At 60.0% G+C, this 26,660-nt stretch carries 22 protein-coding genes and 4 pseudogenes; 11 read left to right on the top strand and 15 right to left on the bottom strand.

What is annotated here, in order from left to right; translation table 11 throughout:
* Position 1: 1 nt before the first annotated feature.
* Genes LQ232_RS06135 through LQ232_RS06125 form a run of 3 tightly spaced genes read right to left on the bottom strand, consistent with a single transcriptional unit; the run spans position 2 to position 3,185 of the window.
* Entirely contained in the window at positions 2-1,414 is a 1,413-nt protein-coding gene (locus LQ232_RS06135) for a multicopper oxidase family protein (RefSeq protein WP_230179401.1), read from the bottom strand.
* Positions 1,415-1,428: 14 nt separating this feature from the next.
* On the bottom strand, positions 1,429-2,859 hold the full coding sequence (locus tag LQ232_RS06130; protein ID WP_230179400.1) for a TolC family protein: 1,431 nt from the start codon (positions 2,857-2,859) through the stop codon (positions 1,429-1,431).
* Positions 2,856-3,185, bottom strand: a complete 330-nt coding sequence (locus tag LQ232_RS06125; RefSeq protein WP_125244039.1) for a hypothetical protein — start codon at positions 3,183-3,185, stop codon at positions 2,856-2,858. Before LQ232_RS06125 ends, LQ232_RS06130 begins: the two co-directional genes overlap by 4 nt.
* Positions 3,186-3,335: 150 nt before the next feature.
* Here LQ232_RS06125 and LQ232_RS06120 point away from each other — a divergent pair, with 150 nt between their 5' ends.
* The 6 genes and pseudogenes from LQ232_RS06120 to LQ232_RS06095 all read left to right on the top strand — a co-directional run bounded on the left by LQ232_RS06120 (position 3,336) and on the right by LQ232_RS06095 (position 9,063).
* A complete protein-coding gene (locus LQ232_RS06120; protein WP_125244139.1) occupies positions 3,336-4,025 on the top strand; it encodes a heavy metal response regulator transcription factor in 690 nt (229 codons plus the stop codon).
* Positions 4,022-5,437: a heavy metal sensor histidine kinase gene (locus LQ232_RS06115; RefSeq protein ID WP_230179399.1), complete on the top strand. Its 1,416-nt coding sequence runs from the start codon at positions 4,022-4,024 to the stop codon at positions 5,435-5,437. Before LQ232_RS06120 ends, LQ232_RS06115 begins: the two co-directional genes overlap by 4 nt.
* A 209-nt stretch (positions 5,438-5,646) precedes the next feature.
* Positions 5,647-6,000 (top strand): hypothetical protein, encoded by a 354-nt coding sequence (locus LQ232_RS06110; RefSeq protein WP_137839878.1) that lies wholly within the window; start codon positions 5,647-5,649, stop codon positions 5,998-6,000.
* 35 nt (positions 6,001-6,035) lie between these two features.
* Positions 6,036-6,311, top strand: a complete 276-nt coding sequence (locus LQ232_RS06105) for a DUF2933 domain-containing protein (RefSeq protein ID WP_083506252.1) — start codon at positions 6,036-6,038, stop codon at positions 6,309-6,311.
* 100 nt (positions 6,312-6,411) lie between these two features.
* Positions 6,412-8,772: a heavy metal translocating P-type ATPase gene (locus tag LQ232_RS06100; protein WP_256450026.1), complete on the top strand. Its 2,361-nt coding sequence runs from the start codon at positions 6,412-6,414 to the stop codon at positions 8,770-8,772.
* Positions 8,738-9,063, top strand: a pseudogene (locus tag LQ232_RS06095) (YnfA family protein). Before LQ232_RS06100 ends, LQ232_RS06095 begins: the two are co-directional and overlap by 35 nt.
* A 2-nt stretch (positions 9,064-9,065) precedes the next feature.
* Here LQ232_RS06095 and LQ232_RS06090 read toward each other — a convergent pair.
* From LQ232_RS06090 to LQ232_RS06080, 3 genes and pseudogenes are all read right to left on the bottom strand, one after another.
* Complete coding sequence (locus LQ232_RS06090; protein ID WP_058088970.1) at positions 9,066-10,091, bottom strand: DMT family transporter; 1,026 nt, start codon at positions 10,089-10,091, stop codon at positions 9,066-9,068.
* 101 nt (positions 10,092-10,192) lie between these two features.
* Entirely contained in the window at positions 10,193-10,540 is a 348-nt protein-coding gene (locus tag LQ232_RS06085) for a hypothetical protein (protein ID WP_058088964.1), read from the bottom strand.
* Positions 10,541-10,565: 25 nt separating this feature from the next.
* Positions 10,566-12,353, bottom strand: a pseudogene (locus LQ232_RS06080) (efflux RND transporter permease subunit); the annotation flags it as partial.
* Positions 12,354-12,455: 102 nt separating this feature from the next.
* Between LQ232_RS06080 and LQ232_RS06075 the strand changes: the two are divergent.
* Together LQ232_RS06075 and lspA are read left to right on the top strand one after the other, a co-directional pair.
* Positions 12,456-12,758: pseudogene (locus LQ232_RS06075) on the top strand (hypothetical protein); the annotation flags it as partial.
* The gene (lspA, locus tag LQ232_RS06070; RefSeq protein WP_256450025.1) at positions 12,736-13,239 is read left to right on the top strand and encodes a signal peptidase II; all 504 of its coding nucleotides are present in this window, start codon (positions 12,736-12,738) and stop codon (positions 13,237-13,239) included. The pseudogene LQ232_RS06075 and the gene lspA, both read left to right, overlap by 23 nt.
* A 37-nt stretch (positions 13,240-13,276) precedes the next feature.
* On the opposite strand, the gene LQ232_RS06065 is transcribed toward lspA, so the two are convergent.
* Both LQ232_RS06065 and LQ232_RS06060 read right to left on the bottom strand, forming a co-directional pair.
* Positions 13,277-13,933 (bottom strand): bifunctional 2-polyprenyl-6-hydroxyphenol methylase/3-demethylubiquinol 3-O-methyltransferase UbiG, encoded by a 657-nt coding sequence (locus tag LQ232_RS06065; protein WP_230179397.1) that lies wholly within the window; start codon positions 13,931-13,933, stop codon positions 13,277-13,279.
* Between the two features lie 83 nt (positions 13,934-14,016).
* Positions 14,017-15,957 (bottom strand): cytochrome c/FTR1 family iron permease, encoded by a 1,941-nt coding sequence (locus tag LQ232_RS06060; RefSeq protein ID WP_058088967.1) that lies wholly within the window; start codon positions 15,955-15,957, stop codon positions 14,017-14,019.
* Between the two features lie 85 nt (positions 15,958-16,042).
* Between LQ232_RS06060 and cadR the strand changes: the two genes are divergently transcribed.
* Positions 16,043-16,501 (top strand): Cd(II)/Pb(II)-responsive transcriptional regulator, encoded by a 459-nt coding sequence (cadR, locus tag LQ232_RS06055; RefSeq protein ID WP_230179396.1) that lies wholly within the window; start codon positions 16,043-16,045, stop codon positions 16,499-16,501.
* Positions 16,502-16,729: 228 nt separating this feature from the next.
* Entirely contained in the window at positions 16,730-17,443 is a 714-nt protein-coding gene (locus LQ232_RS06050) for a UPF0149 family protein (protein ID WP_230179395.1), read from the top strand.
* Between the two features lie 16 nt (positions 17,444-17,459).
* Here the strand turns inward: LQ232_RS06050 and LQ232_RS06045 are convergent, their stop codons facing one another.
* The 4 genes from LQ232_RS06045 to LQ232_RS06030 form a co-directional block, all read right to left on the bottom strand.
* Positions 17,460-19,064 carry an IS66 family transposase gene (locus LQ232_RS06045; RefSeq protein ID WP_371820112.1) on the bottom strand — a complete coding sequence of 535 codons (1,605 nt, stop codon included), beginning with the start codon at positions 19,062-19,064 and terminating at the stop codon, positions 17,460-17,462.
* A gap of 78 nt (positions 19,065-19,142) precedes the next feature.
* Positions 19,143-19,493, bottom strand: a complete 351-nt coding sequence (gene tnpB, locus LQ232_RS06040; RefSeq protein ID WP_058089224.1) for an IS66 family insertion sequence element accessory protein TnpB — start codon at positions 19,491-19,493, stop codon at positions 19,143-19,145.
* Positions 19,469-19,903 carry a transposase gene (locus LQ232_RS06035; RefSeq protein WP_058089223.1) on the bottom strand — a complete coding sequence of 145 codons (435 nt, stop codon included), beginning with the start codon at positions 19,901-19,903 and terminating at the stop codon, positions 19,469-19,471. Before LQ232_RS06035 ends, tnpB begins: the two co-directional genes overlap by 25 nt.
* A gap of 154 nt (positions 19,904-20,057) precedes the next feature.
* Positions 20,058-20,753, bottom strand: a complete 696-nt coding sequence (locus LQ232_RS06030; protein ID WP_230179393.1) for a DUF1173 family protein — start codon at positions 20,751-20,753, stop codon at positions 20,058-20,060.
* An 18-nt stretch (positions 20,754-20,771) separates the two neighbouring features.
* Here LQ232_RS06030 and arsH point away from each other — a divergent pair.
* Positions 20,772-21,299: pseudogene (arsH, locus tag LQ232_RS06025) on the top strand (arsenical resistance protein ArsH); the annotation flags it as partial.
* A gap of 24 nt (positions 21,300-21,323) precedes the next feature.
* On the opposite strand, the gene LQ232_RS06020 reads toward arsH, so the two are convergent.
* The 3 genes from LQ232_RS06020 to LQ232_RS06010 form a co-directional block, all read right to left on the bottom strand.
* Positions 21,324-21,929: an MAPEG family protein gene (locus LQ232_RS06020; protein WP_230179392.1), complete on the bottom strand. Its 606-nt coding sequence runs from the start codon at positions 21,927-21,929 to the stop codon at positions 21,324-21,326.
* Between the two features lie 214 nt (positions 21,930-22,143).
* Positions 22,144-25,329, bottom strand: coding sequence for an efflux RND transporter permease subunit (locus LQ232_RS06015; RefSeq protein WP_230179391.1), 3,186 nt, complete (start codon positions 25,327-25,329; stop codon positions 22,144-22,146).
* 13 nt (positions 25,330-25,342) lie between these two features.
* Complete coding sequence (locus LQ232_RS06010; protein WP_230179390.1) at positions 25,343-26,659, bottom strand: efflux RND transporter periplasmic adaptor subunit; 1,317 nt, start codon at positions 26,657-26,659, stop codon at positions 25,343-25,345.
* Between the last annotated feature and the right edge of the window lies 1 nt (position 26,660).

Raw genomic sequence — 26,660 nt, 5'->3', positions numbered from 1 at the left:
ATCAGTGATCGCTGTGAGACGTCGGCTTGCGGGCTCGCACCTCGACAGCCTTGTCAGGCTTCTTGGCCCGGGGCATAGATTGCCCACCTTCAGACTTGAATCTGGCAGGCTCACTCAAGGGGCCGGTATATTCATGTGCCACGGTGCCTGCAGGATGCTTGAACCAACCAGGGTCCTTGTAATCGCCATGCTTTTGGTTCTTGCGAACCTTGAGCACACTGAACATGCCGCCCATCTCGACCGAGCCAAAAGGCCCTTCGCCAGTCATCATGGGTACCGTGTTGTCAGGTATCGGCATTTCCATCTCGGTCATGTCGGCCATCCCACGCTCGCCCATGACCATGTACTCAGGCAAAAGGCCCTTGATCTTTTTGGCAACGCCACGGTGATCCACACCAATCAGATTTGGAACGTCATGCCCCATGGCGTTCATGGTGTGATGGCTCTTGTGGCAGTGAAAAGCCCAGTCCCCCTCCTCATCGGCCAAAAACTCGATCTGCCGCATTTGCCCAACGGCAACGTCGGTGGTCACCTCGTACCAGCGAGTGCTCTTCGGCGTCGGGCCACCATCGGTGCCTGTCACCAAGAATTCATGTCCATGCAAATGGATGGGGTGGTTCGTCATCGTGAGATTGCCAACCCGGATGCGCACTTTGTCGTTGAGTCGAACGTTGAGCGAGTCGACCCCGGGAAAGATGCGGCTGTTCCACGCCCACAGATTGAAGTCAAGCATGGTCATCGTCTTGGGGGTGTAACTGCCCGGATCGATGTCAAAAGCATTGAGCAAGAAGCAGAAGTCTCTGTTGACCTCATCGATCAACGGGTGCTTGTTCTTCGGGTGCGTGACCCAAAACCCCATCATGCCCATGGCCATCTGTGTCATTTCGTCGGCATGGGGGTGATACATGAACGTTCCTGGACGACGTGCCACGAACTCGTAAACGTAGGTCTTCCCCACAGGAATGGCGGGCTGATTCAAACCGGCCACACCGTCCATGCCGTTGGGCAGCCGCTGTCCATGCCAATGGATGCTCGTGTGCTCAGGCAACCGATTGGTGACATAAAGCCGAACACGGTCGCCTTCCACCACTTCAATGGTAGGCCCCGGGCTTTGCCCGTTGTACCCCCACAGGTGCGCCTTGAAGCCTGGCGCCATCTCTCTCACCACCGGCTCGGCAACCAAATGGAACTCCTTGACGCCCTGGTTCATACGCCAGGGCAAAGTCCATCCATTCAAGGTCACCACAGGGTTGTACAAGCGCCCCGTTTCAGGAATGAGCGGAGCCATGGTTTCCGCGCTGGTCTGAATCACTGGCTCAGGCAATGCGGCCATGGCCACACGGCTGACGGCACTGGCGGCCACGGCACCACCCGCAATGCCAGCCATCCTGAAAAAATCTCTTCTTGACGACATCTTTGTTCCTTTGATCAGTGGCCGCCACCGGCGCTGGGAGCTGCGCCGCCGACGGACAAGGTGGTACTGGTGGGGCGCCCGATCAGAGAGGCCTGCATCGCGGCGTCGGCCAACCAGAACTGTTGTTCAGCATCGATGGCAGCAATAACCGTTTCCACTTGATCCCGGTAGTCGGCCAGCAGCTCGAATACACCGATGAGCATGCCGTTGTACCGAAGCTGGTTCTCATCCGAGATGACTTTGCGCAGAGGCAGAACCTCATCTCTGTAATGCCTGGCAACGTCGTGAGCAGCTCGATAAGCCGAATAGCTCTCTCGCAGGTTGGAGCCTGCTGAGCGTATGACGGCCTCAAGCTGATTGGCCGCAGCCAAAGTACGCGCATTGAAGGCGTCGCGCTGCATGCCACCCCAGTCAAAAATTGGCAGTCGCAAGGCCAACTCATAACCTCTGGCAGTGGAACTTGTTCCCGCTGCGTTATCAAATTTGGTGTTCCTGCGGGCGGTCAACTCGATGTCGGTAAACGAGTTCACCAGTTCAAGACCCTGAGCCTTGGCATACGCATCGAAATTGCTCTGGGCCAAGCGAATATCCAGTCGAGATTGAGACGCCTGCGCACTGAATGCCTTCGGATTCACCGGTTCCTTGGGTAAGTCGGGGAGACGATCTGGAAGCCTCAGTTGATCGACTTGGGCATCGTTCAAACCAAGCAGACGTACCAACTCCTCTCTGGCCGCCGTGTTCAGATGGCTTACAGAGGCCAACCGGGTTGCTGCGTCGGCATAAAAGGCCTGTTGCCTGGCGCGCGAAACTCGGTTGAAGTTGCCGACCGCTTGCATACGCTGCGCCAGTTCTGCGCTTGCTTGGGATGCCTCATAGACCTGTTCGGCATACTTGAGCGTCTGTTGAGCGGCCACAGCACGGACCCAAGCCTGGCGGACCAAGGTCACTTGGTCCACAACGTCTGCAGCCAGCTTTACCTGTGCTTGTTCGATTCGTCGGCTGGCAGCACTCTGTCGCCAAGGTAGAGAGATGAGATCAAGCAAGCCAAAGGACAAAGCGCGCCCCAACTCCAGCTCATCGCCAGCGCGCAAGCGCTCAAAACTGAACACCGGATTGGCGATACGGCCTGACTGAGCCGTCTGAGCTGCTTCAGCCCAACTCTGCGCCAGAAGGGCTTGCATGGAAGGGCTATTGACCAACGCCAGCTCCACTGCTTGCGACTGGCTCAAAGGCTTTTCCAACAGAGAGTGGGCTCGTCCGCGGAGTTTTGTCTTTTCAGAATCGTTCGTCGCCAGCGACAGATTCCCCTGCGTGAAGCCCGAGGTTTCGTCGTTGGTGCGCTTGACCGATTGACCAATGTCGATGCTCGCACAACCAGAGAGAACACCCAAACCGATCGCAGCGACACCCGCTCTCAGCGGTACTCGATTGAACAGCCTTTTCATCGACGGCTCTCCCCATGACCTGCGTGCGGATCATCGCGTTCAGACTCGCTGCTCGGTTTGATGTTGGGACCACCACGCGACTCTCGTGCGTAAGCTCGCCAACCACCAATGCGACCGACCAAGTCGTTGGACTCTTTCCAGGCCGCGAGAACCGGATCGGAAAAGCCCTGGTAGCTGCCAATAGGGGATCGGTAGGTCACCTTGAATTCAGGTGGCGCGATTGGTTCAGCACTGGCAGGCTGCTGGGCTTGGGTCAGCCCCCCCATGGCTAACAGCACCAGACCCAGTGCGGGGCGAACAACATAGGACGATTGGGCCAATAGCATGTCTTCCTCTTGGCAAGCTGTGATTTCAAGCTGCCATTGTGCTCAGGTCAGCCTGTCGAGAACCTGTTTCGCAGATGACAGTTTTGTCATCTGCGAAACGCACGTCAGAATGGCGGCAAACTCATGCGCTGGCAGGAACTGGAGATCACCGTGCGCATCTTGATCGTAGAAGACGAACCAAAGACCGGGGAGTACCTGCGCCAAGGGCTCAGCGAAGCAGGGTTTGTTGTCGATCTGGCGACCAACGGCCCCGACGGGATTCACCTCGCCAAACACGGTGCGCACGATCTGGTGATCCTGGACGTCATGCTGCCAGGTCTCAACGGGTGGCAAGTGCTGAGCACCTTGCGTCAGCAGGGCCTGGAAATGCCTGTCTTATTTTTGACAGCCCGCGATCAAGTCGAGGATCGTGTCAAAGGGCTGGAGTTGGGCGCCGATGATTACCTCATCAAACCGTTCTCGTTCGCGGAGTTGCTGGCGCGGGTTCGAATCATCCTGCGCAGGGGGCGGCAGCATGGTGACGGCCCAACGTTGTGCGTTGCTGATCTTGAGATGGATCTCTTGCGACGACGCGTGACCAGAGGTGGCGTGAGGATCGACTTGACGGCCAAAGAGTTCGGTCTTCTGGAGCTACTGATGCGGCGACAAGGTGAGGTGCTGCCGCGTTCTCTCATCGCATCGCAAGTGTGGGACATGAACTTCGACAGCGATACAAACGTGATCGAGGTGGCCATTCGGCGGCTGAGGGTCAAAATCGACGAAGGCCAAAACATCAAGTTGATTCAAACAGTACGAGGAATGGGGTACGTTCTCGAAGAGCCTGGAAGGTCTGCACAGTGAAGATCGAACGACTGAAGGCGTTGTCACTGACCGCTCGCTTGACATTGTTCTTCACCTTGACGTCCGTGTGCATTGTGCTGGGCTTGGGCAGCCTGCTTATGTACGCTGCAGACCAGCATTTCATCGATTTGGACCGCTTCACCCTCAGTGACAAGCAACTCCTCATCAAGGACATCCTAACGAAGTCGCGCTCTCAAGATGACGCCCGCAAAAGATTGAGCGAGGCCTTGAATCACCACCACGGCATGTACATCTCTGCCAAAGGCATTGACGGATCAACACTCTATAGTTCAGATCGGTTTTCTCCGCCTGGGCAAGTGGCGCCGGGGCTGAGCCAGCCTGACGAGCAGGTGATTCAAAGGTGGCAGAGTCAAGGGCGGGAATACCGGGCGCTTCGCATGCAGCAAAGCCCTGGATACGACCCCACCAACGCCCTTGACGTTGTTGTGGCCATTGACACGAAACACCACGACGAATTCATCGCCCAACTCGGCCGAACCTTGGCGATTTACACGGTACTTGCGATGATCGCCAGCGGCATGTTCAGTTGGTTTGCTGCCCACCAGGGTCTTGCTCCGTTGAGGGCGATGAAATCGCGTGCTGCGACAGTTTCCGGGAGGCAACTTGACGAGCGGATGCCTGTCGGCTCAGTTCCCATTGAGATGGCCGATCTGGCAAAGGAACTCAACAGCATGTTGGACAGGCTGCAAAGTGATTTTCAGCGTTTGTCAGATTTCTCCTCTGATCTGGCGCATGAACTGCGCACACCTATCAGCAACTTGATGACGCAAACACAGGTTGTCCTGTCATCGCAACGTGACACGGAGACCTATCGAGATACCCTGGCATCTAACGTCGAGGAGTTTCAGCGCTTGGCCAGAATGGTGTCAGACATGCTTTTTCTGGCCAAGACTGAACGCAGCTTTGCCATACCTCAAAAGGAGCATTTTCAAGCGTCATCAGAAATCCAGAAACTCGTAGAGTTTTACGATGCCGTCGCGGAAGAAAAATCCATCCGCATCAACCTTGTGGGCGATGATCTGATCACAGGTGACAGGCTGATGTTCAGGAGGGCCGTCAGCAATCTGCTGTCAAATGCCCTTCGCCACACACCGAGCAGCGGAGACGTTTGCATCTCCGTGCGAAAAGCAGAGCCCTATATCGAGGTGGCTGTTGCCAATTCGGGCGAAGACATCGACCCCAAGGTTTTACCAAGGTTGTTCGATCGATTCTTCCGTGCAGACCCCGCTCGGGCTCACCCATCCAGCGACGGCGCAGGACTGGGTCTGTCCATCACCCGTGCGATTGTCGAAGCCCACAGCGGAAAAGTCGCCGTCACCTCAAAGCATGGGCGCACCTGCTTCACGCTGAGTTTCCCGGTGGGCGACAGGTCGAACCCGTCCCATGCCTGACATGCCCCTTCCGTTGTAGGTTGGCATCCACGAGCCCGGCGCCACGCAATGCGCCCCGTCTGCCATTGATCTAGATCAAGCTGGCTGGCGTTAATGGCCTCAATGACACCAAGATAACAAACCTGTAATCTCTGACTCACCTGCATGAAAGGTGCTGCCACTAAGCTGAACTCACCACAACCGTTCGCCTAGCGAATACTGGAGTCAGCATGATCGTCAATCAACGCAACTTCTCTGCCGCAGCCCTGGTTTTTTTGGCACTGAACGGAATGGCCTTTGCACAATCAAAGGCAGAAGATCACTCGGCACATCACCCTGCGGCGTCGGCATCCGCGTCAGTTGTTGCCCCAAGCGCATCGACTTCGTCGGCCATGAGCGAGTCAATGGGCATGCACGCCCACATGGAAAAGCACCACGCCGAAATCCAGCGAATCATGAAGATCCGAGACTTCAAGAAGCGCCAGGAAGCCATGAATGAGCACATGAAAGCCATGAAGGAAAGCGGCTGTCCAATGATGAAGGACGGCATGGGCATGGGCCCGGCATCCGGTACGAAAAAGTGATTTCCACGTAAACACTCGCAATACACGGAGCGCAAATGACAAACGCACACACCCATCACCAAAGCAGCACTGGACGCCCATCGTTTCTGAGGTCCCCGCTCGGCGTAGCGTTGATCATGGTCGGCGCCATTCTGGCGTTCTTCGTATTGCGAGAGCACTGGTCGCATGTCGTGGGTAAGCTGCCCTATCTGTTGCTATTGGCATGCCCACTGATGCACCTGTTCGGGCATGGACATGGCGGTCACGGAGGGCAAAAGCACGGGTCTGACACGCCACAGAAATCGGCAGATTCTGGCAAGACAACCCGATGAAGTGCATACAACGTGAGTTTGGAGCGGCCTACGAGGCCCATGCTTTCATCACACCAAGGTTCCTGCCGCGCTTTTTCCAATCACCGCTGGAGAGTTGCCCGTGAATGAAAATCACAGCCATCACCACTCACCAAGCGATAGCACCGCATTGCTTGACGACGAAGTCAAGGATCCAGTTTGTGGCATGACGATCAGGCAGCAATCGGCACTGACCGAGAGCTACGCAGGCAAGATGTTCTTCTTCTGTAGCGAACGCTGCAAAGCCAAATTCCTCTCAAGCCCAGATCGGTTCGTCTTGCCAAACGAGGCGCAGCAGGCTGAAGCAACACCTCCTCAGTTACCAGCCTCGGAGCAACTCACAGGCGCCACCTATACCTGCCCCATGCACCCGGAGGTTCGTCAGGACCACCCGGGAAACTGCCCCAAGTGCGGCATGACGCTGGAGCCCTTGCTTCCCATCCTGGATGACGACAACCCTGAATTGCGTGACTTTCAGCAGCGCTTTTGGTGGACGCTTCCACTAACTGCCGTCGTATTCGTGCTGGCAATGTTCGGACACAACCTGGGGCTGATGGACATGACCGTCCAAAGCTGGGTGGAACTGATCCTGGCCACACCCATCGTGCTATGGGGCGGTTGGCCCTTCTTCTATCGGGGCTGGCTATCGGTGGTGCATCGCAGCCCCAACATGTGGACACTGATCGGCCTGGGCACTGGTGCGGCGTACTGGTACAGCGTCGTGGCCACCGCTGCGCCACAGGTCTTTCCTGCTTCTTTCATGGCGATGGGGCGTGTGGCGGTTTACTTTGAAGCCGCTGCCGTGATCATTTCTCTGACGCTGCTTGGACAGGTGCTTGAACTGAAAGCGCGCTCTCAAACGTCAGCTGCCATCAAGTCGCTCCTGGGTTTGGCGCCCAAGACAGCCAGGAGGCTAAAGCCTGACGGAACCGAAGAAGATGTACCGTTGTCCCATGTCCACGTGGGAGACCGCTTGCGCGTAAGGCCCGGAGAGAAGGTTCCTGTGGACGGCGTCGTGGAGGAAGGCACGAGTGCCGTGGACGAATCCATGCTGACTGGTGAGCCCATTCCCGTGAGCAAACGATTAGGCGACAAGGTAATAGGCGCGACGCTCAATACCAACGGTGCGCTGATCATGCGCTCGGAGCGAGTTGGATCGGAGACCATGCTGTCGCAGATCGTGCAATTGGTGGCCCAGGCGCAGCGCTCCAAGGCCCCCATGCAACGCATGGCCGATGTCGTAGCCGGTTACTTCGTGATGGCCGTGATCAGCATTGCCCTCTTGACATTCTTTGGCTGGGGATTCTTCGGGCCTGATCCGAGCTGGGTGTACGGCCTGATCAACGCGGTATCTGTGCTGATCATCGCCTGCCCTTGTGCGCTGGGCTTGGCCACGCCCATGTCCATCATGGTAGCCACCGGAAAGGGAGCCACGCAAGGTGTGTTGTTCAGGGATGCTGCGGCCATCGAACGCATGCGTCAGGTCAATGCATTGATCGTGGACAAGACGGGTACGCTCACAGAAGGCAAGCCAGCCTACGACCGCGCAGTGGCAGCGCCTGGCTGGGACGCCACCGAAGTATTGAGGTTGGCAGCAAGCCTCGATCAAGGTAGCGAGCATCCACTTGCCGATGCCATCGTTCGAGCGGCTCGTGAACAGGGCCTGCTCTTGGACAAGCCGATCAATTTTGAATCTGGCACAGGCATTGGCGTACAAGGGGAGGTAGATGGTCATCGCTTGGCGCTGGGCAACACCACCCTCATGCAACAGATCGGGGCTCCCGTAGAGAAACTTGTGCCGCAGGCAGAAGCGTTGCGCGCGGAGGGCGCCAGCGTCATGTACCTGGCTGTCAATGGCCAGATTGCCGGCTTACTGGCTGTCTCTGACCCCATCAAATCAAGCACTCCTGAGGCACTGACCGTCCTTAGGGAGGCAGGTATCCGAATAGTGATGGCCACAGGCGACGGACAGACCACAGCAAAAGCGGTCGGCGCACGGCTGGGTATCGATGAGGTTCATGGCGAGGTCAAGCCCGCAGACAAACTCTTGCTGGTCGAGCGCCTGCAGAAAGAGGGGTGCGTGGTGGCCATGGCGGGCGACGGCATCAACGATGCACCCGCGCTCGCTCGCGCGGATGTGGGTGTCGCGATGGGAACGGGTACAGATGTGGCCATGAACAGCGCCCAGATCACCCTGGTCAAAGGCGACCTTAGAGGGATTGCCACGGCGCGCATGCTATCCATGGCGACCGTGGCCAACATGAAGCAAAACCTGGCTTTCGCGTTCTTCTACAACGCCTTGGGCATTCCCATCGCAGCGGGTTTGCTGTATCCCCTGACCGGGTGGCTGCTGTCCCCATTGATTGCGGCTCTGGCCATGAGTCTGAGCTCCGTGTCGGTGATTGGCAATGCCCTTCGGCTACAGCGCTTCAAGAAAAAGTGACGCACTTGAAATCCTGGTCTACCTGCCTGCGCTGGTACTCCAGCAGGGCAAGTCCATGTGGCTCCTGCTGCCTGCTGCGACAGCGCTGAGTTTGTTCTCCGTGGCTGCCGACGCTGCACCCCACGGCGGCCGGGCGTACCTACGCGGTCTGTGGTGGTGTCTACATTTTTGGGGCCTTGGCGTGACTGTGGCAAGTGGATGGCATCACCCCAAGCCGCTGGGACAGCGGTCTGGGCCTGCATGGCGCTGGCGGGGAAGGCCTTCATTGCGTTTCAGCCAACGTCGTCCTGACCTCAGTGGCCGTGTCGATGGTGCGCATCCGGGAAATGCGCGTGGCTGTGGCTCATAGGCAAATGGCGATGAACGTGCTTGTGCGGCACACCCAGCACGACAGGGCCAGCGTGCTCATGTTGATGGTGCGCATCGTGAACGTGCTCATGCGCGTGTTCCAGGGCCTCATGCGAATGCTCGTGAGCATGGTCCTCCGACAAGTGCAGCCAGACACCCCAAGCCATCAAGGCCGCAGCGACCAGCAACTGAACCGTGACAGGCTCGTGGAGAAGCAGCACAGACACCAGCGCGCCAAAGAACGGTGCAACGGAGAAGTAGGCCCCTGTGCGCGACGCACCCAGATGCCGCAGCGCCAGAACGAACAAGGTCAGGCTGGCGCCGTAGCTGAGAAACCCGAGCAAGCCCGCAGACAGTGTGGTCTCCCAACCGGGCCACCCCGCGCCCAGCGCCACGGCCAAGACCAGGTTGGTGCTGCCCGCGCTCAATCCTTTGGCCATGGCAATGAAACCGGCGTCGTTCAAAGCGACTTTGCGCGTCAGGTTGTTGTCCACAGCCCAGCCCAAACATGCCCCCAGCACCGCCAAAGATGGCCAGAGTGTCGAAGTGGCTACGTGCTCAGCAGCACCTGGCCAACTCAGTACCAGGGCACCGGCCACGATGGCGGCCATGCCCAGCGCGATGCGCCGGTCCACGTTCTCCTTGAACACCACCCAGGCCAGCACGGCAGTCAGCACACTCTCCGCATTGAGCAGCAAGGACGACTGAGACGCCGACATGCCAGCCAGCCCCGTCATCAACAAGACAGGCGCTGCGATGCCTCCCGTCACGATGGCGCCTGCCAGCCACCCCCATTCGCGCCAGGCCAGGGTCACCGGAGGTACACGCTGAATGCGACGCACCACCCACAAACCCATTCCGGATCCCAGGTACAACAGCGCCGCCAGCAGCCATGGGCTGGTCTGAGCGAGCAGAACCTTAGCAAGCGGCGCGCTCACACCGAACAACAATGCGGCCAACAACGCGGACATCACGCCGACGTGTCGATGAGAGAGCAACTTTTGGATCATGGGTGAGCAGGTTCAGGCAGAAAGGAAGGATGTCGTGACTCAAGGGCCCTTGCTTCCAGAGTTTATTTTTTAAGCGCCAGACGGCAGTCGGTGATGCTGACCTCAACCCAATCGCCCACCTCGACATCGACATCATTGGGTATCGCCACGATGCGCTTTGCCCTCAGGTTGGGATTGCCGCCATAGCTATAGGAAGCCACGGCAAACCGGGTTTTGCCCGCCTCAGCACCCAATGCCATTCGGCAATCTTCCTTGCTTGATCGCACCGCCAACTGATCCTTTTCGATGGCCACAACCTGCGCTCGCCGCCAACCTTGCGAGTAGGCGTTGCTCGATACCTGCGGCCCCGTCGTGCAGGCGGTGGTCAAGGCCGCAAACACAACGACCAGTGCTATTTTCAGTTTCAGCATGATGAACTCCTTTGGGTTGAGGCAATCAGTTCGCAGGGGAAAAATCATCTGTGCGATGCGTCCATCGGTAGAGCAGCGGCAGCACGAACAGGGTCAATACAGTCGATGACAGGATGCCGCCGATGACCACGGTGGCCAACGGCCGCTGCACCTCGGCGCCCGTGCCAATGGCTACCGCCATAGGCACAAAGCCCAGGCTGGCCACCAGCGCGGTCATGAGCACAGGCCTCAGGCGTGTCAGGGCCCCTTCTCTGATCGCTGGCTCCAGGGTCATGCCGCCTTCGCGCAGGCTTCGGATGTAGGCAATCATCACCAAGCCATTGAGCACGGCCACACCCGACAATGCGATGAAACCCACCCCTGCCGAGATCGACAAGGGAATGTCCCGCAGCCACAGCGCCGCCACACCGCCCGTCAGCGCAAAGGGCACACCGGTGAACACCAGCAAACCATCCTTGACGTTGCCAAACATGGCAAAGAGCAACAGGAAGACCAGCAACAAGGCCACGGGCACCACGATGGCCAGACGGCGCGAGGCCGATTGCAATTGCTCAAAGGTGCCGCCCCAGGTGGTCCAGTAACCGGCTGACACCTTGACCCCAGCTTCGATCTTGGCTTGCGCCTCACCCACAAAGCTGCCGATGTCCCGCCCGCGCACGTTGGCGGTTACGACCACACGTCGTTTGCCTTCTTCGCGGCTGATCTGGTTGGGGCCAGGGGTCAGGTCCATCGTGGCCACATCGCCCAGTCGGGCAAAGCCCTCGTGTTCACCCGCGGCGTTGGCGGGAAGACGAATGGGCAACTGCCCCAAAGCGTCCAGGTCGCTGCGCAGGTTTTCTGGCAGGCGCACCAGGATGTCGAACCGGCGATCCCCCTCGAACACCGCCCCTGCCTCGCGCCCACCCAGTGCCGTGGCCAGCGTGTCCTGAATGTCGCCCACGTTCAAGCCCAGGCGCCCAGCCTTCTCGCGGTCGATCTTCACAGATAGCATGGGCAGGCCGGTGGTTTGTTCTACCTTGACATCTTCGGCCCCAGGCACGGCCTCCAGCACCTTGGAGATCTGCTCCGCGGTTTCGTTGAGCGTGTCCATGTCATCGCCAAACACCTTGACGGCCACATCGCTGCGCACGCCTGATATCAACTCGTTGAAGCGCATCTGGATGGGCTGGGTGAACTCGTAGTTGTTGCCGGGTACCTTCATCACGGCCACCTGCAAGGCCTTGACCAGGTCATCCTTGGGCCGCTTGGGATCGGGCCATTGCTCACGTGGCTTGAGCATCACGAAGGTGTCAGCCACGCTGGGCGGCATCGGGTCGGTGGCGATCTCGGCCGTGCCAAGCTTGGCGAACACCGCCTCGACCTCAGGGAAGGCCTTGATGCTGCGCTCCAGTTGCGCTTGCATCTCGATGGCCTGGCTCAGGCTGGTACCTGGGATGCGCAGCGCGTGCAAAGCGATGTCGTGTTCGTCCAGGCTGGGGATGAACTCGCTGCCCATGCGGGTGGCCATCAACACGGCCAAGGCCACCGACACACCCGTGATGGTCAGCACCAGTGGCTGGCGGGACATGGCCTTGTCCAGCAGAGGCTCATAGCCGCGCTTGGCCCAGCCCATCAGGCGGTTTTCCTTCTCGCTGACCGAGCCCGTCAGGAACAGCGCAACGGCTGCCGGGACGAAGGTCATCGACAAGATCATGGCGCCCAACAAAGCCGCCACCACCGTGAAAGCCATGGGATGGAACATCTTGCCCTCAACACCCGTCAAGGCAAAGATGGGCAGCTAGACAATCATGATGCTCAACCGCCCGAGCAGTAGTCGCAGAATATCCCCCCTGTGCGCAAGGGATTTTCCAAGGCCTTGACTCTGAACCGGCTACAGGGTTTCAAATGTTGTCAAGGAGCACGCCATGACCATCACGCAGCAGGCACCGACACCGCCATTGAGACTGCTGACGTGGCCCTCATGCAAGACGACCTGCGCAAGTTGCCAGAGTTCATCGCTCTCCCCCATCGGGTAGGCAATGTGCTGAGAGCCAACATCGCCTTTGCCATCGGCACCAAGGCGGTGTCCATGGTCATGACCTTCACGGGACACGCCAGCTTGTGGCTGGCAATCCTGGCTGACATGGATGCGAGCCTGGTCGTGGTGTTCAACGGATTGCGCCTGCTCAGGCCTACAGCGAGAGGGATAAGGTCCAGTGACGATACGCCAAACAATTGATCCACGCGTTGCCCGCGCCTTCCTTGCAGCCGCATTCGTATTCTTGATCGACACCGCAAGCAAAGCTGCGGTGGTAGCTGCGCTCCCGTATGGCTCCAGCGAGCCTTGGCTCCCCGTGCTGAACATCGTTCACTGGCGGAACGAAGGTGCCGCTTTCAGCATCTTGCACGACGCAGGTGGATGGCAGCGCCTCTTCTTCAGCGCAGTGGCGGTGGCCGCCTCGATTGTTTTGGTCGTACTGATTCGGCGGCCTCAAACCGATCGTCCTCAGCGGCTGGCCTTCGGGCTTCTCCTAGGCGGTGCTTTAGGGAACCTGCTCGATCGGCTCGCTCGCGGGGCGGTGGTGGACTGGATTGATGTCAGGTGGCAGTCGTTCTACTGGCCAGCATTCAACGTCGCAGACATCGGCATCACCCTCGGTGCTGCCTTGATCGTCGTCTGTGAGTTGCGGGGAGGGAAAACGGAGACTTGGCCGCGTTGACGGGAGGTATGCCGACGGTCAGTGTCGTCCTGGCGCGCTATCGCACAGTGGCAATGACATTGATCCATACCGGCTGGTGCACCGCATCAGCCGAATTTCGCGACGCCCACAGTTCATTCACCGCCAACCCGGCGGCGTCAAGTGACCTGCGTATGTCGTCTTCTGAGTAGTAGACGTACAAACGGCCGTCCGGAAGAATCGCTTCGCCCTGCCCCTCCTGGACTGCCATGAAGAGTGTGCCGCCTCTTTTGAGGGCCCGGTTCAGGCAACGAAGCGCGGGGCGAAATGCGTCCCGGGGCAAGTGGAGCAATGAAGCACATGCCCATATCCCATCGAACCGATCTTCATAGCTGATGCTTTCGATCCGAGCGACCTCACATGGGGCGCCCGAATGCTGGGCCGCCATTTGCACGAGGGCTGTCGAGGCATCGATCCCCAACGCACAATGACCCCGGGAAAGAAAGAATTTGAGGTCCCGGCCGGAGCCGCAGCCGGCATCAAGGATGGAGGCCTTGGCCGGCAGATGTGACAGGAAGCGATCCAGGACGAACTGCGTCTGGGCACCGAAGGTCCATGAGAAGTATTCGACCGCATGGTCCTCGTAGAATCGGTTTGTCGACGCCACGGCAGCATCATGGCGAACGGAAGACCGAACGTCCTCACCAACTGGACCAATCAGCTTGTCGACAGACATCCCTGCCCCTTTCAATCTGTCCGGCGACGCCGCACCGAACTGCTGCCATCAGGACGACTATCGAGATCCAGGCGGCGGCTCAACTAAGCAGAGGCCAAGCGACGTGCCCGCACGCCATTGACTCCAAAGCCCAACAAGGCGGCGGTCAGCACGACGGCCTGGGCTACGTTGGTTTGAATTGTCGGAAAGATGCCCAGGATAGGCAAGCGCAGCCCGTCCACGGGCGTTGCCGCCAACCAGCCTGCTTCTTGGAGGCCAGAGATCCCCTTGCCGGCGAGCACAATCGCCAAGGCCGCCACGAGGAAGGAACTGAGCGCAAAGAACTGGCTGATCGGCATGCGGGCGCTGGTCTTCAGGAAGATGACCGCAATGATGGTCAGCAAAACCATGCCGATTCCTAGCCCGGCCAGCAGGGCCGAATCATTGCCGTCTGTTGCTAGAGCGGAGTAGAACAGCACCGTCTCGAAAACCTCGCGATACACAGCAATGAAGGCCAGTGCGAACAGCGCCCACGCCGATCGTCCAGTGAGCGCACTGGAGAGGCGTTCATTCAGATATGCCTGCCAACGTCCGGCGCTGCTCTTCTGGTGCATCCAGAGCCCTACGGACAGCAGGACGATGGCGGCAAAGAGCGACGACACGCCTTCCGTCACTTCTCGGCTTGCGCCACTGATGCTGACGACTCTGGTGGCCACCAGCCAGGTGGCCCCGCCTGCCAGAAGGGCGCCGATCCACCCTGCGTGAACGTAGCGCAAGGCCTCCGGCCGGTTCGACTTGCGCAGGAACGCCACCATGGCCACGATGATCAACAGAGCTTCCACACCTTCACGCAAAAGGATGGTCAAGGCACCAACAAAAGTGGCCATCGCGTCGGCCCGCCCGCTTCCGAACTCAGCTTCTACCAGAACAAATAGGCCATCCAATCGGTTGGCATGCCGCAAGGCGGCCCCGATGTCGCCATGAGCAATGGCCGATCTGTATAGCTGCATGCTGCGCTCTACGTCCACCAGCAGTTCCTTGTTGCGGCTCTCTAGGCCCGCCTCAAGTGGCTCGAAGCCATCTAGATAGGCAGACAGCGCGAGTTGGGTCGCACCAGCATGGTCGCCCGCCTGCAGCGCCTCAACGCTGGATTTGAGCTGCTTGCGCGCCAGCGCGGTGCCGGATGAGCCGTCCGGGACGGAAAGCATCTGAGGGTTCGCACGCGTGTATGCCAACACCGCAGCGGCATCAGCAGGCGGCAGGGACTGTGCAAGGGTAACTTCTGACGCCGTTGCAAGGGCCTTCAAATTGGGTAGCGCCGCGCGTGAGCCTGGATCGTTTGCAAACAACTGTGCCCCCCGTTGGCGCACCTCTTCGTTGTAAGAAAGCGTTCCGACGTAAAACGCAAGGGCCCAGCGGTCCGCCTCATCCAGCTTGCTGAACTCTGGCATTGATGTGCCGGATACACCTTGCGTGACAACCTGGTAAAGCGCCATGACTGAGCGATGACGTGCCCGGTCGCCGTCAGTGAAATCGACAGGTTTGGGGTCCAACTGCCCCGCCAATGCGCCATCGCCAGCGCCAGTTGCCCCATGGCATGAAGCGCACTGTGCTTGGTAGAGGCGTTGTCCATTGAGAAGGTCGGGGACGGTTCTCGGTGCAACGGGTATAGGGTACGCCTTCAGGAGAAGGACGTTCGCGTCGCGGGCCAATATGGCAACGGCTGATGGCTCGGTCTTCGCTTGAACTGCATTTTGCAGACGCTGGATCAACGCCTGAAGCTGAGCAAGCGACGGGTGAGGTGGGAGCGCGGCAGCGTGCTTGACGGAATTCTGGGCGAATTCGATCATTTCCGCGTATTCCGCCTCACTGACCACTGCACCACCGCTCACCGCGCCAGCATAGTCAACGGCGATGTAGTCCAGCAGCTGCCAAAGCTGTCGCGCCTTCGCTTCTTCCGTCGGCTGCGCGGCATGACTTAGATGAGCAAAGAGCATCCAAACTGCTGTAACAGTGCAAAAGCACAAACGTTTGAAGAATTCCATTTCGGGCAGACGCGTATTCAGACCCGCGCGATTATCAACCCTGAAGTAGGTGTAGAGTCAACTGTGAATTCGATGAGGAGTAGATATGAAGATTGGTGAACTGGCGGAGCGAGCAGGCGTTCAGGTTGAAACCATCCGCTTCTATGAGCGTGAAGGCCTTTTGCAAGCTGCTGCCAGAAGCGCTGGCAACTATCGCATCTATGAAAGCCTACACGTTCAGCGGCTGGCATTCATTCGCCACTGCCGATCACTCGACATGACGCTGGATGAGGTTCGCGTCCTGCTGCGGCTGACTGACTCTCCCGACGAGAGTTGTGCCGAGGTCAACCAGATCTTGGACGCTCATATAGGGCAAGTCAGCCAGAGAATTAAGGAACTGCGCTTGCTTGAACTGGAACTCAAACAGTTGCGCAGTCAATGTCGCCAGGGCACGGACGCGAAGGACTGCGCCATCCTTAGTGAGATCTCCAGAAAGGCCCCGGGCGGTAAGCCGCATCGCAATGGGAAGGTGGGACAGCAGGAGTCCGCCCGCCAACCGGGCTAACACTAACCGCTACCTTGGAGCTTCGTTCTGGCGAAGCTGAGCCAGCCAGGTTCGCTCATAGCCAACCTTGCGATCTGTTGCCTCACTCAATAGGCTCAGCCAAGCCGAACCAACGTAAGCGGTCAATAGACTACGCCCCTTGCGGTTCCTGCTCAACCGTGATGGGCACGTTGTGCCGGTGATGGTCGAGCGAGAATCGCGGTTGTTGCCGCACCTTGCGTTCAATCGATGACCAACCCATTTACCCCGCTATCCGAGGAAGAGTTCGACGAGCTTGACCAGTTCCTGCTCTATGACGTCGACACGGAAGAGGTCATGGTGGCGGACATCATGGATGGGTTCATGCATGCGATTGCTGTCGGCCCGACGACGCTGCATCCAAAGCAATGGCTCCCAAAGATCTGGGGCACCCAGGAGATGATGCCGCCGATGGACTCCATCGAGCATCTGAACCACATATTGGGTCTGGTCATGCGCCACTTCAACAGCATCATTGCTGGGCTGGAATCGGATCCCAGGCAGATCAGCCCTTGCTGGTCAACGATGACGTACGAAGGTGATGAGCGGAAGTATGACGACGCCGAAGGTTGGGCCTACGGTTTTGTTCAAGGCATGAGACTTTGTTGGAATGACTGGCAACCCTTGTTGTCAACGGCTCAAGGGCAGGCATGGTTCAGGCCAATCGCACTGCTCGGCGAAGATGACTTCGGTGAGGACCAGGATGAACTGACCAAGACGCCAGCCATGCGAGCGGAGTTGGCCCTTCAGATCCCGCAGGCCGTCTTGGACATGCATGCTCACTGGCTACCGCTGAGACTGGCTGTCTACGAGCGAGGAGTGGCCAAATCGATGCAGCCCAAGGTGGGCCGCAATGAGCCTTGCCCTTGTGGGAGCGGCAAGAAGTTCAAGAAGTGCTGTGGCGCGGCAGCTGACCTGCATTGACCTCGATTGACTGCACTCAGTCTGTGTTCATGTTGATGCGCCAGGGCAGCAGCGCGGCATAGTCGTCAGCCGTACTGGCCATCGGCAGCCACCTGAACAGGGAGCGCAGATAGCGGTAGCCATCGATGCCGTTGACACGGCAGGTCTGCAGCAGCGAGTACAGGTTGGCACTGGCGTGTGCGCCGGCGACGGTGTCGGCGAACAGCCAGTTGCGCCTGCCCACGCAGAACGGCCGGATGGCGTTCTCCTGAGCGTTGTTGTCGATGCTGTAGCGCCCATCCTCCACGTAGCGCTTGAGCTTGTGCCACTGTCCTGCCGTGTAGTGCAAGGCTTTGCCCAGCAGGCTTTGCGGTAGCACGCTGTGCAGGTTGGCCAACAGCAGTTGTTCGATGTCCTGGATCACCGGCGTGCTGTCGCGCTGGCGCCGCAGCGTGAGCTCGGCCAGGTCGGCGCCATCACGCTTGGCCTGGGCCTCGATCTGGTACAGCTTGCCGATCAGCGCGATGAACCGTGCGGCCAGTTGGTCTGGTCCGCGCTGGTCCTTGGGGCAGGCCTGCAAAGCGTCGTGGAAGTAGCGTCGGCAATGCGCCCAGCAGGCCAGGTGCACAAGCTGCTGCGTCTGCGCCACCTTGTCATACACGTCGTAGCCATCGGTCATCAGCACCGCACCGGCACGGATGCCGGCGTACAGCCCCATCGCGGTGGCGGCCGAGCGGCTGGGCGCGTAGCTGAACAGCCTGATCGGTGGCCCGGTGCCATCCCGGCCTGAGCCATCGGTCATCTGCGCCCAGACATAGCTCTTGGTTTGTGCTTTACGCCCTGGCTCCTTGAGCACCTGCAACTCGGTCTCGTCGCCGAACACCAACGGTGCGTCCAGCAGTTCGTCGCGCAGCAGGTTCATCACCGGCTGCACGGCCTGGCCAACACGCACCATGCTGGCGGCCACCGTGTTGCGCGAGATGTCGGTGCCGCCGAAGCGCCCCAGCAGCGCTGCCTGGCGGTACAGCGGCAGCCCGTCGAGGTACTTGGCCGTGGCCATCCAGGCCAGCGCGCACTCGGTGAACAGGCCCTTTGGAATGACTTGCGCGGGCCGCGCGGCCAGCCGCAGCCCGCCGTCACAGCAGGGGCAGGCGTACTTCACCCGCTCGTGGCGGATCACGCGCACCTGCTGCGGGATGATGTCGAGTTGTTCGCTGGTCTCCACGCCAATCTCGCGCAGCGCAGCGCCGTCATGCGGGCACACGCGCTCGCTCTCGGGCAGTTCGTGGCGCACCACCTCACGCGGCAGTGCGGGGTCCAGAGGCTTGCGCCCGCGCTTGGCGCGCCGGTGACCGGGCACATCGATCGCCTCATCGCCGGGCGTGGCCTCTTCGGCGGCCGGCTCTGCCTGCGCACCCAGGCCCTCGGCCTCATTGAAGAACATGTCCTTCTGGTGCTGGCCACTGACCTCGCTGCTGGCGGCAAACAGCTGGCGCTTGAACTTGTTGAGCTGCTCCTTGAGCAGGTCGCGCTCGGTGCGTGTCACACGCAACTCGCCCGCCAGGGCTTCGTTGTGCTGGCGCGCCTCGGCCAGCGCTTGTTGCAGCTCTTGGATCCGTTCGAGGGTGGGCATGTCGGTCATCTGCGATGCAGTGTCCCGGCCTGCAGCCCTCGGCGCCATTCGGATGTGCCGCAATGGCGCAGCACCACCGAAGTGTTCTCAGCCGACCCGCTCGTACCGTCGCATCGGATGTCGCTGCACCACGCCCACATCGATGCCCTCCAGCAGCCAGTGCAACTGCTCGACCGTCAAGGTGGGCACGTCCTGCTCGCTCGGCCAGATGAACCGGTCCTGTTCCAGCCGCTTGAGCAGCAGCCAGAACCCGTTGCGGTCCCAGCCCAGCACCTTCACCCGGTCGCGGCGGCGGTTGCTGAACACGTAGATGCAGGCGGCAAACGGGTCCAGCCCAAGGGCTTGCTGTACCAGCGCCGCCAAGCCGTTGATGTTGAGCCGGAAGTCCACCGGTGCGCGATGCAGGTAGACCTTCAGCCCTTCGTCGAGACGGAACACCGCAGCCTCCCCAGTGCTTCGATCACCGCGCCGACGTGCCGGACGTCGATGCCTCCAAGTTCGATGGCGACGCCGTTGGGCAGCCGGGCTTGCAACTGCACCATGGCAACCAGCCGCTCCTCAGCCGGCGCCGCCGCAGATACCACCGGCACGGCGACGAACGCCGTCGGTGTGCTCACCGCACGGCTCGTGGCCTGACGCGGTCGGCGGACATGCCCACGTTCTCGCAGCCAGCGGCAAACCTGGTTGGCGTTGACCCCGCACTCGCGCGCCAGACGGGACACCGACGCGCCGGGCCGCATGCACAGCTCAACCAATTCCGCCTTCGCCTGCTCGTCGTACACGCTGCGCCCGTCGGCCTTGTGCCCCACCACCAACCTGCGCCTGAGATCCTGCAATTCGTCGTTCATCGCTACGTTCCCACGTTCATCTACGTGGAAACCTAGGCTGTCAGAGCACAGCCTTGGTGGCTAGGGTGGGGTTCAATGACCGCTTACGAACCAACACATCGACGCGACGCCTGGACGGCCTCGCTTACCTGCGCTCCGACGGTCCCGCCAGCATTTAATGCAACCCGGTTGGTGGCGACGGCAAGGCTGGCACCAGCCCATCGCCCGACCATGCCCATGCCGGACATTGGCTTCCATTTGCCGCCCGCTCCTTCTCCGTGCGCTCTTTTGGCGACATGAACGGGCTGATCAAATGCAGAGGGACTGGATCGGGCCCTGCATCCAGCAGCAAGGCGTTGGGAAAGGCCGCCACGCTCTTGGCGTCATAGCGCAGTGGTTTGATGAAGCGACGATGCTGTGCCACCAGCGCCTGCACCAGTGCCAATTCATAGACTCTTTCCACGGGGATCCACTGTTCACTGGCCAGCATGAAACTGGCCGCATCGATTTCATACGTGTGTTCCCGCCGCGACCGGATCAGTGCCGCCATCACCAGACGCACCTTGTATCCGCTGTCGGCATCCCGGGCTTCGAACAAGGGCGCGAACACGCGCTCGATGCGTTCCCAGGTCTTGCTTGCCACCAGCAGTGGCGCATCCGGCATGTGCTTGATCCATACACGCCGCCCAAAGGCCGTGGCATCGCTCGCCTTGAACTCACCCATCACGATCGCCAGCGGGCTGTGCCCCTCATGGGGCCGGAGAATGGACAACTTGTCACGGCGCCGGATCGCAGCCGCAGCCTTGTTGGCTTCATTGAATGACTCAGGCACATGGAGACGTTTACTCAGCGGAACGCCCTTGACGAGCACGTCCTCTGCTGCCGCCAGCAAGTATTTGTGAACAACCCAACGGATTTGCCGCTGCCGGACAACGCGCCCGAGACCCATCCCAAGGTGCAGACGCTTCGCGAGTTGGCGCAATGGTCCGAGGGGATGGTCTGGTGCTCGCCCGAACGACATGGCGCCATGACCGGCATCATGAAGGCCCAGATCGATTGGATTCCACTGAGCGTCGGATCGGTCAGGCCCACTCAAGGCAAGACCCTTGCCGTGATGGAAGTATCGGGCGGTTCGCAGTCCTTCAATGCCGTCAACCAAATGCGCATTCTTGGCCGGTGGATGCGCATGATCACGATCCCCAATCAATCGTCGGTGGCCAAAGCCTTTCTGGAATTCGATGAGGCGGGCCGCATGAAACCATCGGCGTACTACGAGCGCGTGGTGGACGTGATGGAGGAATTGATGAAGTTCACGCTGCTCACCCGCGACGTTGCACCCTACCTCGTCGATCGCTACAGCGAGCGCAAGGAAAGCGCGGCGGAGTTGTCCAGGCGAGTCAACCAAGCCGCGCTGTAGTCTTGACGGCAAGGTGTTGGCGCCTCAGTGCAGGACCCTCCTGATGACCAACACGATCGCCAATCCCAAACCAGCTAAGGACGGCAGTACCGTGGTCACCATGCCGAAGCTGCGCGCGCCCGCGCCTTTGGGATAGCCATGCAAAAAGGCTCCCCTGCCAATTGCAAAGAGCATCACGGCCGCAGGAATGCAGAACAACGCGTCTCCCGTCACCAGGGTTGCCAGCGTCACATGCACCCCAATGGCCACGACACACTGTTCCAGCGTGTTCTGCAGAAATGCCACCTTGATGGCAATGCGGGGACTGGGGGGCGCGAACGCCGATCCCCGGTTGTCCTCTGCACTTTGGTACCTCCCTGAGGACACCATGCGCACGCTGATCAACAGCCAGAGCAACACGAACACATCGCATTGCAACGCAAAGGCGATGCGCTCGGACATGGCGACGGGTGGCTGGAAGTAATGCGGCAACCAGAACCAAGCCCCTACCACCATAGCCATGCACAACAACCCAGCCAGCAAAGCGTTGCGCAGGATGAGACGCTGCTCACGCCGGATGTCCACCCCCTGTTCGCTGGCCTCGGCCGCCGATGCTTCGGACTTGCATGAATGTCTCCCGAGTTCACTCATCAGGACACTCCCGGCCAAGTTGCACAGCGTTCATTTGACAACTTCGGCCGCTGCCAGACGGCCGTCGTACACGCGCCTATACCGGCGCGAACGCCTCTCTGAGCAGAGGAAAGTGGATGCGCGCACCCACACGCCGAATGCGCCTTCAGATGCCACATCATCCAGATGAACCGCCTCACATCGCGCGCCAGACAATCCGTGCCACTGTGCCGGGTCACACCGCCTGCCCTATTGCCCGCCCGTGTTCGCTGTCGTTCTCCTCTTCATCATCACGCCTGTGGACCAGGCGATAGAGCACGGGCAGCACCAGCAAAGTCAAAGCCGTCGATGAAAGGATGCCGCCGATCACCACGGTGGCCAGGGGCCGCTGCACTTCGGCTCCCGTTCCGGTCGCCAATGCCATTGGCACGAAGCCCAGTGAAGCAACCAGCGCAGTCATCAGGACCGGCCTCAGACGTGTCAGCGCACCCTCGCGGACAGCAGCGTCCATTCCCATGCCGTTTTCTCGTAGGCTGCGAATGAACGAGATCATCACCAGGCCGTTCAATACCGCCACGCCCGACAGAGCAATGAAGCCGACAGCCGCTGAGATCGACAGCGGTATGTCTCGCAGCCACAGAGCCGCCACGCCACCGGTCAATGCGAATGGGATCCCGGTGAAAACCAGCAGCCCGTCCTTGACGTTGCCAAAAACAGCGAATAGCAGGATGAAGACAAGGGCGAGCGCTACGGGTACGACGACCGTCAGACGCTGGGCAGCCGCTTGCAGATTCTCATACTGCCCGCCCCACTCGAGCCAATAGCCGGCCGGTGGCCGCGCCTTAGCCTGGATCTGTGTTTGCGCGTCTACAACGAAGGAGCCCAGATCTCGACCCCGTACATTGGCGCTGACCACAACGCGCCGCTTGCCGTTCTCCCTGCTGACTTGATTCGGCCCCGGCTTGAGCTCCAATTGAGCGACCTCGGACAACGGCACATACGCCGGCCGGGCCACTTTTCCGCTCCGATCGTCTTGTGGCAACGGGACTGGCAGGCGCATCAATGCCGCTAGGTCGCTGCGCATGGCGTCCGGTAGTCTGACAACAATATCGAATCGTCGGTCGCCCTCAAACAGCGTTCCGGCCCCACGCCCTGCCAGAGCGGTTGACAGGACATCTTGGACTTCAAAGACGCTGAGCCCCAAACGTGCGGCGCGCTCCCGGTCAATCGCCACCGTGAGGACAGGAAGGCCGGTGGTCTGCTCCACCTTGACTTCACTCGCGCCCTCAACTTGGCGCAACACCCCTGCGATGCGCTCGGCCTGAGCGTTCAGTACGTCCATGTCGTCGCCGAACACCTTCACCGCCACATCGCTGCGCACACCAGAGATCAGCTCATTGAATCGCATCTGGATCGGCTGGGAGAATTCGTAGGCGTTGCCCGGGATGCTCTCGACCGTCGCCTGAATGGCCGAGAGCAGCTCTTCGCGGCTCTTGCGCGGCTCTGGCCATTGATCCATTGGCTTGAGCATCACATAGCCATCCGAAACGTTCTGCGGCATCGGGTCGGTGGCCACTTCGGCAGTGCCTGTGCGGGCAAAGACGCGCTCGATCTCGCCGAACTTCGCCTTAAGGGTCCTCTCTATTTGCTGCTGCATCTCCACCGACTGGGTAAGGCTGGTCGCGGGGACGCGCAACGCCTGCAACGCGAAGTCGCCCTCGTTGAGGCTCGGCACGAACTCGCTGCCAAGCTTCGTTGCTGCCACACTCGCCAGCACCACCAAGCATGTCGCCGCCGTGATAACGATGGCGGCATTGCCCAGCGCCTTGTCGAGCAAAACTTTGTAGCCGCGCTTGCTGGCCCGAAGCAGCCCGTTCTCTTTCTCCGAAACTTTCTCGCCAATGAAGAGCGCGACAGCCGCAGGCACGAACGTGACCGACAGCAGCATTGCAGCGGCCAGGGCGAAAACGACCGTGAGCGCCATCGGATGGAACATCTTCCCTTCCACCCCGGAGAGCGCAAAGATGGGGAGGTACACCACCATGATGATGAGTTGCCCAAAGATGAGCGGCCGACGCGCCTCTTGCGAGGCAGCGAATACCTCATGGAAACGCTCGGGCAAGGTGAGTACCCGCCCTTTGTGGGACTGCGCGTGCGCGAGACGCCGCACACAGTTCTCTACGATGACCACGGCACCGTCCACGATGATGCCGAAATCCAATGCCCCCAAACTCATCAGATTGGCGCTGACCTTCTGAGTCACCATCCCGGTAAAGGTAAACAACATGGCAAGCGGAATGACCATTGCAGTGATCAGTGCCGCCCTCAGATTGCCCAGGAAAGCAAAGAGCACGGCAATCACCAGGATCGCACCTTCCAACAGGTTCTTTCTCACCGTGTCGATGGCCTTGTCCACCAGATGCGTCCGGTCATAGACGGTGATGGCATGAACGCCAGCAGGCAGGCTCTGCTTGACCTGGGCCATCTTCTCGGCAACCGCTTGCGCAACGGCGCGGCTGTTTTCGCCCATGAGCATGAACGCCGTGCCCAGCACGACTTCCCGGCCGTTGTCGGTGGCCGCACCCGTTCGCAGCTCCCGGCCAATGCCCACGGTTGCCACGTCTCCGATGCGAATTGGGCTTCCATCGACCGCTTTCACGACAATGTTGGCAATGTCTTCAGTCGATGCGACTTGCCCAGGAGCGCGCACCAAGTATTGCTCGCCGCTCTTCTCGATGTAGCCGGCGCCAACATTCCCATTGTTTCGCTCGATGGCCGCGACAAGGTCGGATAGACCTAAACCGAACGAGGACAGCTTGGCAGGATCCGGCGCAACCAAGTATTCCTTGCTAAAGCCCCCAATGGAGTTGATTTCGGCAACGCCTCGCACGTTGCGCAACTGTGGTTTGATGATCCAGTCTTGGATCTCCCGGAGATCCGTCGGCGTGTAGGGGCTGCCGTCCGGCTTCTTGGCGCCCTCATCGGCTTCCACCGTCCACATGAAGATCTCCCCCAGCCCTGTGGAGATCGGGCCCATCTCGGGCGTGATACTTTCCGGAAGACTTTCACGAGCCTGCGCTAGCCGCTCCGAGATGAGCTGCCGGGCAAAGTAGATGTCCGTGCCTTCTTCGAACACCACGGTGACCTGCGAGAGTCCATAGCGCGACAGTGATCGGGTTTGGACCATCCGCGGAAGACCCGCCATGGCCGTCTCAACCGGAAAGGTGATGCGCTGTTCAGCCTCAAGCGGAGAATAACCAGACGCGGCGGTATTGATCTGCACCTGGACGTTCGTGATGTCTGGTACGGCGTCAATGGGCAGCCTTGTGTAGCTGTATGCGCCCAGCCCTCCGATCGCGAAGACGGCGAGCAAGACAAGCCATCGATGCTCGATGGCAAAGCGAATGATGCGTTCAAACATGGTCAGTCCTGCCTTAGTCTTCGTCTTCAACGCTGCTCTTGCCGATGTCAGCCTTGAGCACGAAGCTGTTGACCGCCACATAGGACTGCCCAGCGGTAAGGCCACCCAATATCTCTGTGGTCTGGCCATCCGTACGACCCAGCTTGACCGGCGTTGCTTTGAAGCCGTCACTGCCTGAGACAAAGACCACCGCCTTGTCGTCCATCATCTGGATCGCTGTCGATCGCACGCTTACGGGTACTTGCGTCTGGCTGGCCAAGACGCTGACGGTGACGAAGAGGCCGGGGCGCCAGGCGCCCCCTGGATTCGCGAGCGTGACACGTGCCACGGCAGAGCGAGTCTGTTCCCCCAGCAGGTTGCCCACATAGGTGATCTTGCCGTTAGACACGGCTTGCGAGCCAGCCGCCTTGACGACCGCAGGAAGCCCGACGCGCACCTTGTCGAGGTCTTTGGGACTGACGTTCACGTCCGCCCACACCGTAGAGAGGTCTGAGACAACGAACACTGTCGCGTCTTCCTTGACGGCCTCACCCAATGCCAGACGCTTCTCAACAACCGTGCCGTCAAAAGGCGCGCGCAACTCATAGCGGCTCAAGCTAGTGTTGCCTTTCACATTGCCGGATTGCTGCACCCCCAACGCGCTGAGCTTCTGCTCAGCGTTCCGTTGCTGAATCTCTGCTTCCCGCAGTGCTTGCTGAGCCTGAAGAAGGTCTTGCTCGGCCGAGATCTTCTGCTCCCAGAGTGTCTTCTCCCGCTGGTACATGACGCGCGCTGCCGCTGCTCGCTCGCGCGCTGCCAGCGCCTCAGAACGCAAATCGGACAGGTCAGGGCTTGACAGTACCGCCAAGACCTGCCCCTTGCGCACGTTCTGGCCCAGGTTCACAAGAACGGCGTCGACAACGCCAGCCACCCGAGGTGTCACCTGCGCTGTTCGATCGGCATTGGATCGGACCTCCCCCGGGAAATCCTGACCGGTCCGAATCACTGCCGCCTGCGCCTTGTCCAATTGAATTCCGCTGGCCTTGAGCTGCTCGGGAGTGAGCTTTACGGTGTCGCTTTCACCATGCTCCTCATGTTCAGACGCCTCAGCTTCGCGTGACTCCTTTCCTCCAGAGGGCTGCGCCGATCCGTCCGGCTTGCTTTCCTGGGACGCTTCCCGCTCCTCGGATTCGGAATTCTTCTCAGTTTCCCCTTCCTGCTTACGCTCAGCGTGTTCTGCGTGCTCTTCGCCGCCAGCAGCGGCCGGCGGATTGCGGTTCCAGACAACAAAGAGGGCCGCTGCGGTGGCCAGCAGCATGCCAACGATGATGGTTACTTGTTTACGGGTCATG

This window comes from Aquabacterium sp. CECT 9606 (assembly GCF_918741295.1).
Lineage (GTDB): Bacteria > Pseudomonadota > Gammaproteobacteria > Burkholderiales > Burkholderiaceae_C > Aquabacterium.
The sequence above is the reverse complement of the archived record's forward strand: the minus strand, read 5'-3'. Positions and strand labels throughout refer to the sequence as shown.

Coding starts and splice junctions, on each gene's coding strand:
- LQ232_RS06085 (WP_058088964.1), bottom strand. CDS start 10,540: ATGCTGAAACTGAAAATAGCACTGGTCGTTGTGTTTGCGGCCTTGACC.
- LQ232_RS06090 (WP_058088970.1), bottom strand. CDS start 10,091: ATGTCCGCGTTGTTGGCCGCATTGTTGTTCGGTGTGAGCGCGCCGCTT.
- LQ232_RS06065 (WP_230179397.1), bottom strand. CDS start 13,933: ATGTCTGTCGACAAGCTGATTGGTCCAGTTGGTGAGGACGTTCGGTCT.
- LQ232_RS06105 (WP_083506252.1), top strand. CDS start 6,036: ATGACAAACGCACACACCCATCACCAAAGCAGCACTGGACGCCCATCG.
- LQ232_RS06135 (WP_230179401.1), bottom strand. CDS start 1,414: ATGTCGTCAAGAAGAGATTTTTTCAGGATGGCTGGCATTGCGGGTGGT.
- LQ232_RS06045 (WP_371820112.1), bottom strand. CDS start 19,064: ATGACCGACATGCCCACCCTCGAACGGATCCAAGAGCTGCAACAAGCG.
- LQ232_RS06060 (WP_058088967.1), bottom strand. CDS start 15,957: ATGGAATTCTTCAAACGTTTGTGCTTTTGCACTGTTACAGCAGTTTGG.
- LQ232_RS06125 (WP_125244039.1), bottom strand. CDS start 3,185: ATGCTATTGGCCCAATCGTCCTATGTTGTTCGCCCCGCACTGGGTCTG.
- LQ232_RS06130 (WP_230179400.1), bottom strand. CDS start 2,859: ATGAAAAGGCTGTTCAATCGAGTACCGCTGAGAGCGGGTGTCGCTGCG.
- LQ232_RS06010 (WP_230179390.1), bottom strand. CDS start 26,659: ATGACCCGTAAACAAGTAACCATCATCGTTGGCATGCTGCTGGCCACC.
- LQ232_RS06035 (WP_058089223.1), bottom strand. CDS start 19,903: ATGAACGACGAATTGCAGGATCTCAGGCGCAGGTTGGTGGTGGGGCAC.
- LQ232_RS06015 (WP_230179391.1), bottom strand. CDS start 25,329: ATGTTTGAACGCATCATTCGCTTTGCCATCGAGCATCGATGGCTTGTC.
- LQ232_RS06110 (WP_137839878.1), top strand. CDS start 5,647: ATGATCGTCAATCAACGCAACTTCTCTGCCGCAGCCCTGGTTTTTTTG.
- LQ232_RS06050 (WP_230179395.1), top strand. CDS start 16,730: ATGACCAACCCATTTACCCCGCTATCCGAGGAAGAGTTCGACGAGCTT.
- LQ232_RS06020 (WP_230179392.1), bottom strand. CDS start 21,929: ATGAGTGAACTCGGGAGACATTCATGCAAGTCCGAAGCATCGGCGGCC.
- cadR (WP_230179396.1), top strand. CDS start 16,043: ATGAAGATTGGTGAACTGGCGGAGCGAGCAGGCGTTCAGGTTGAAACC.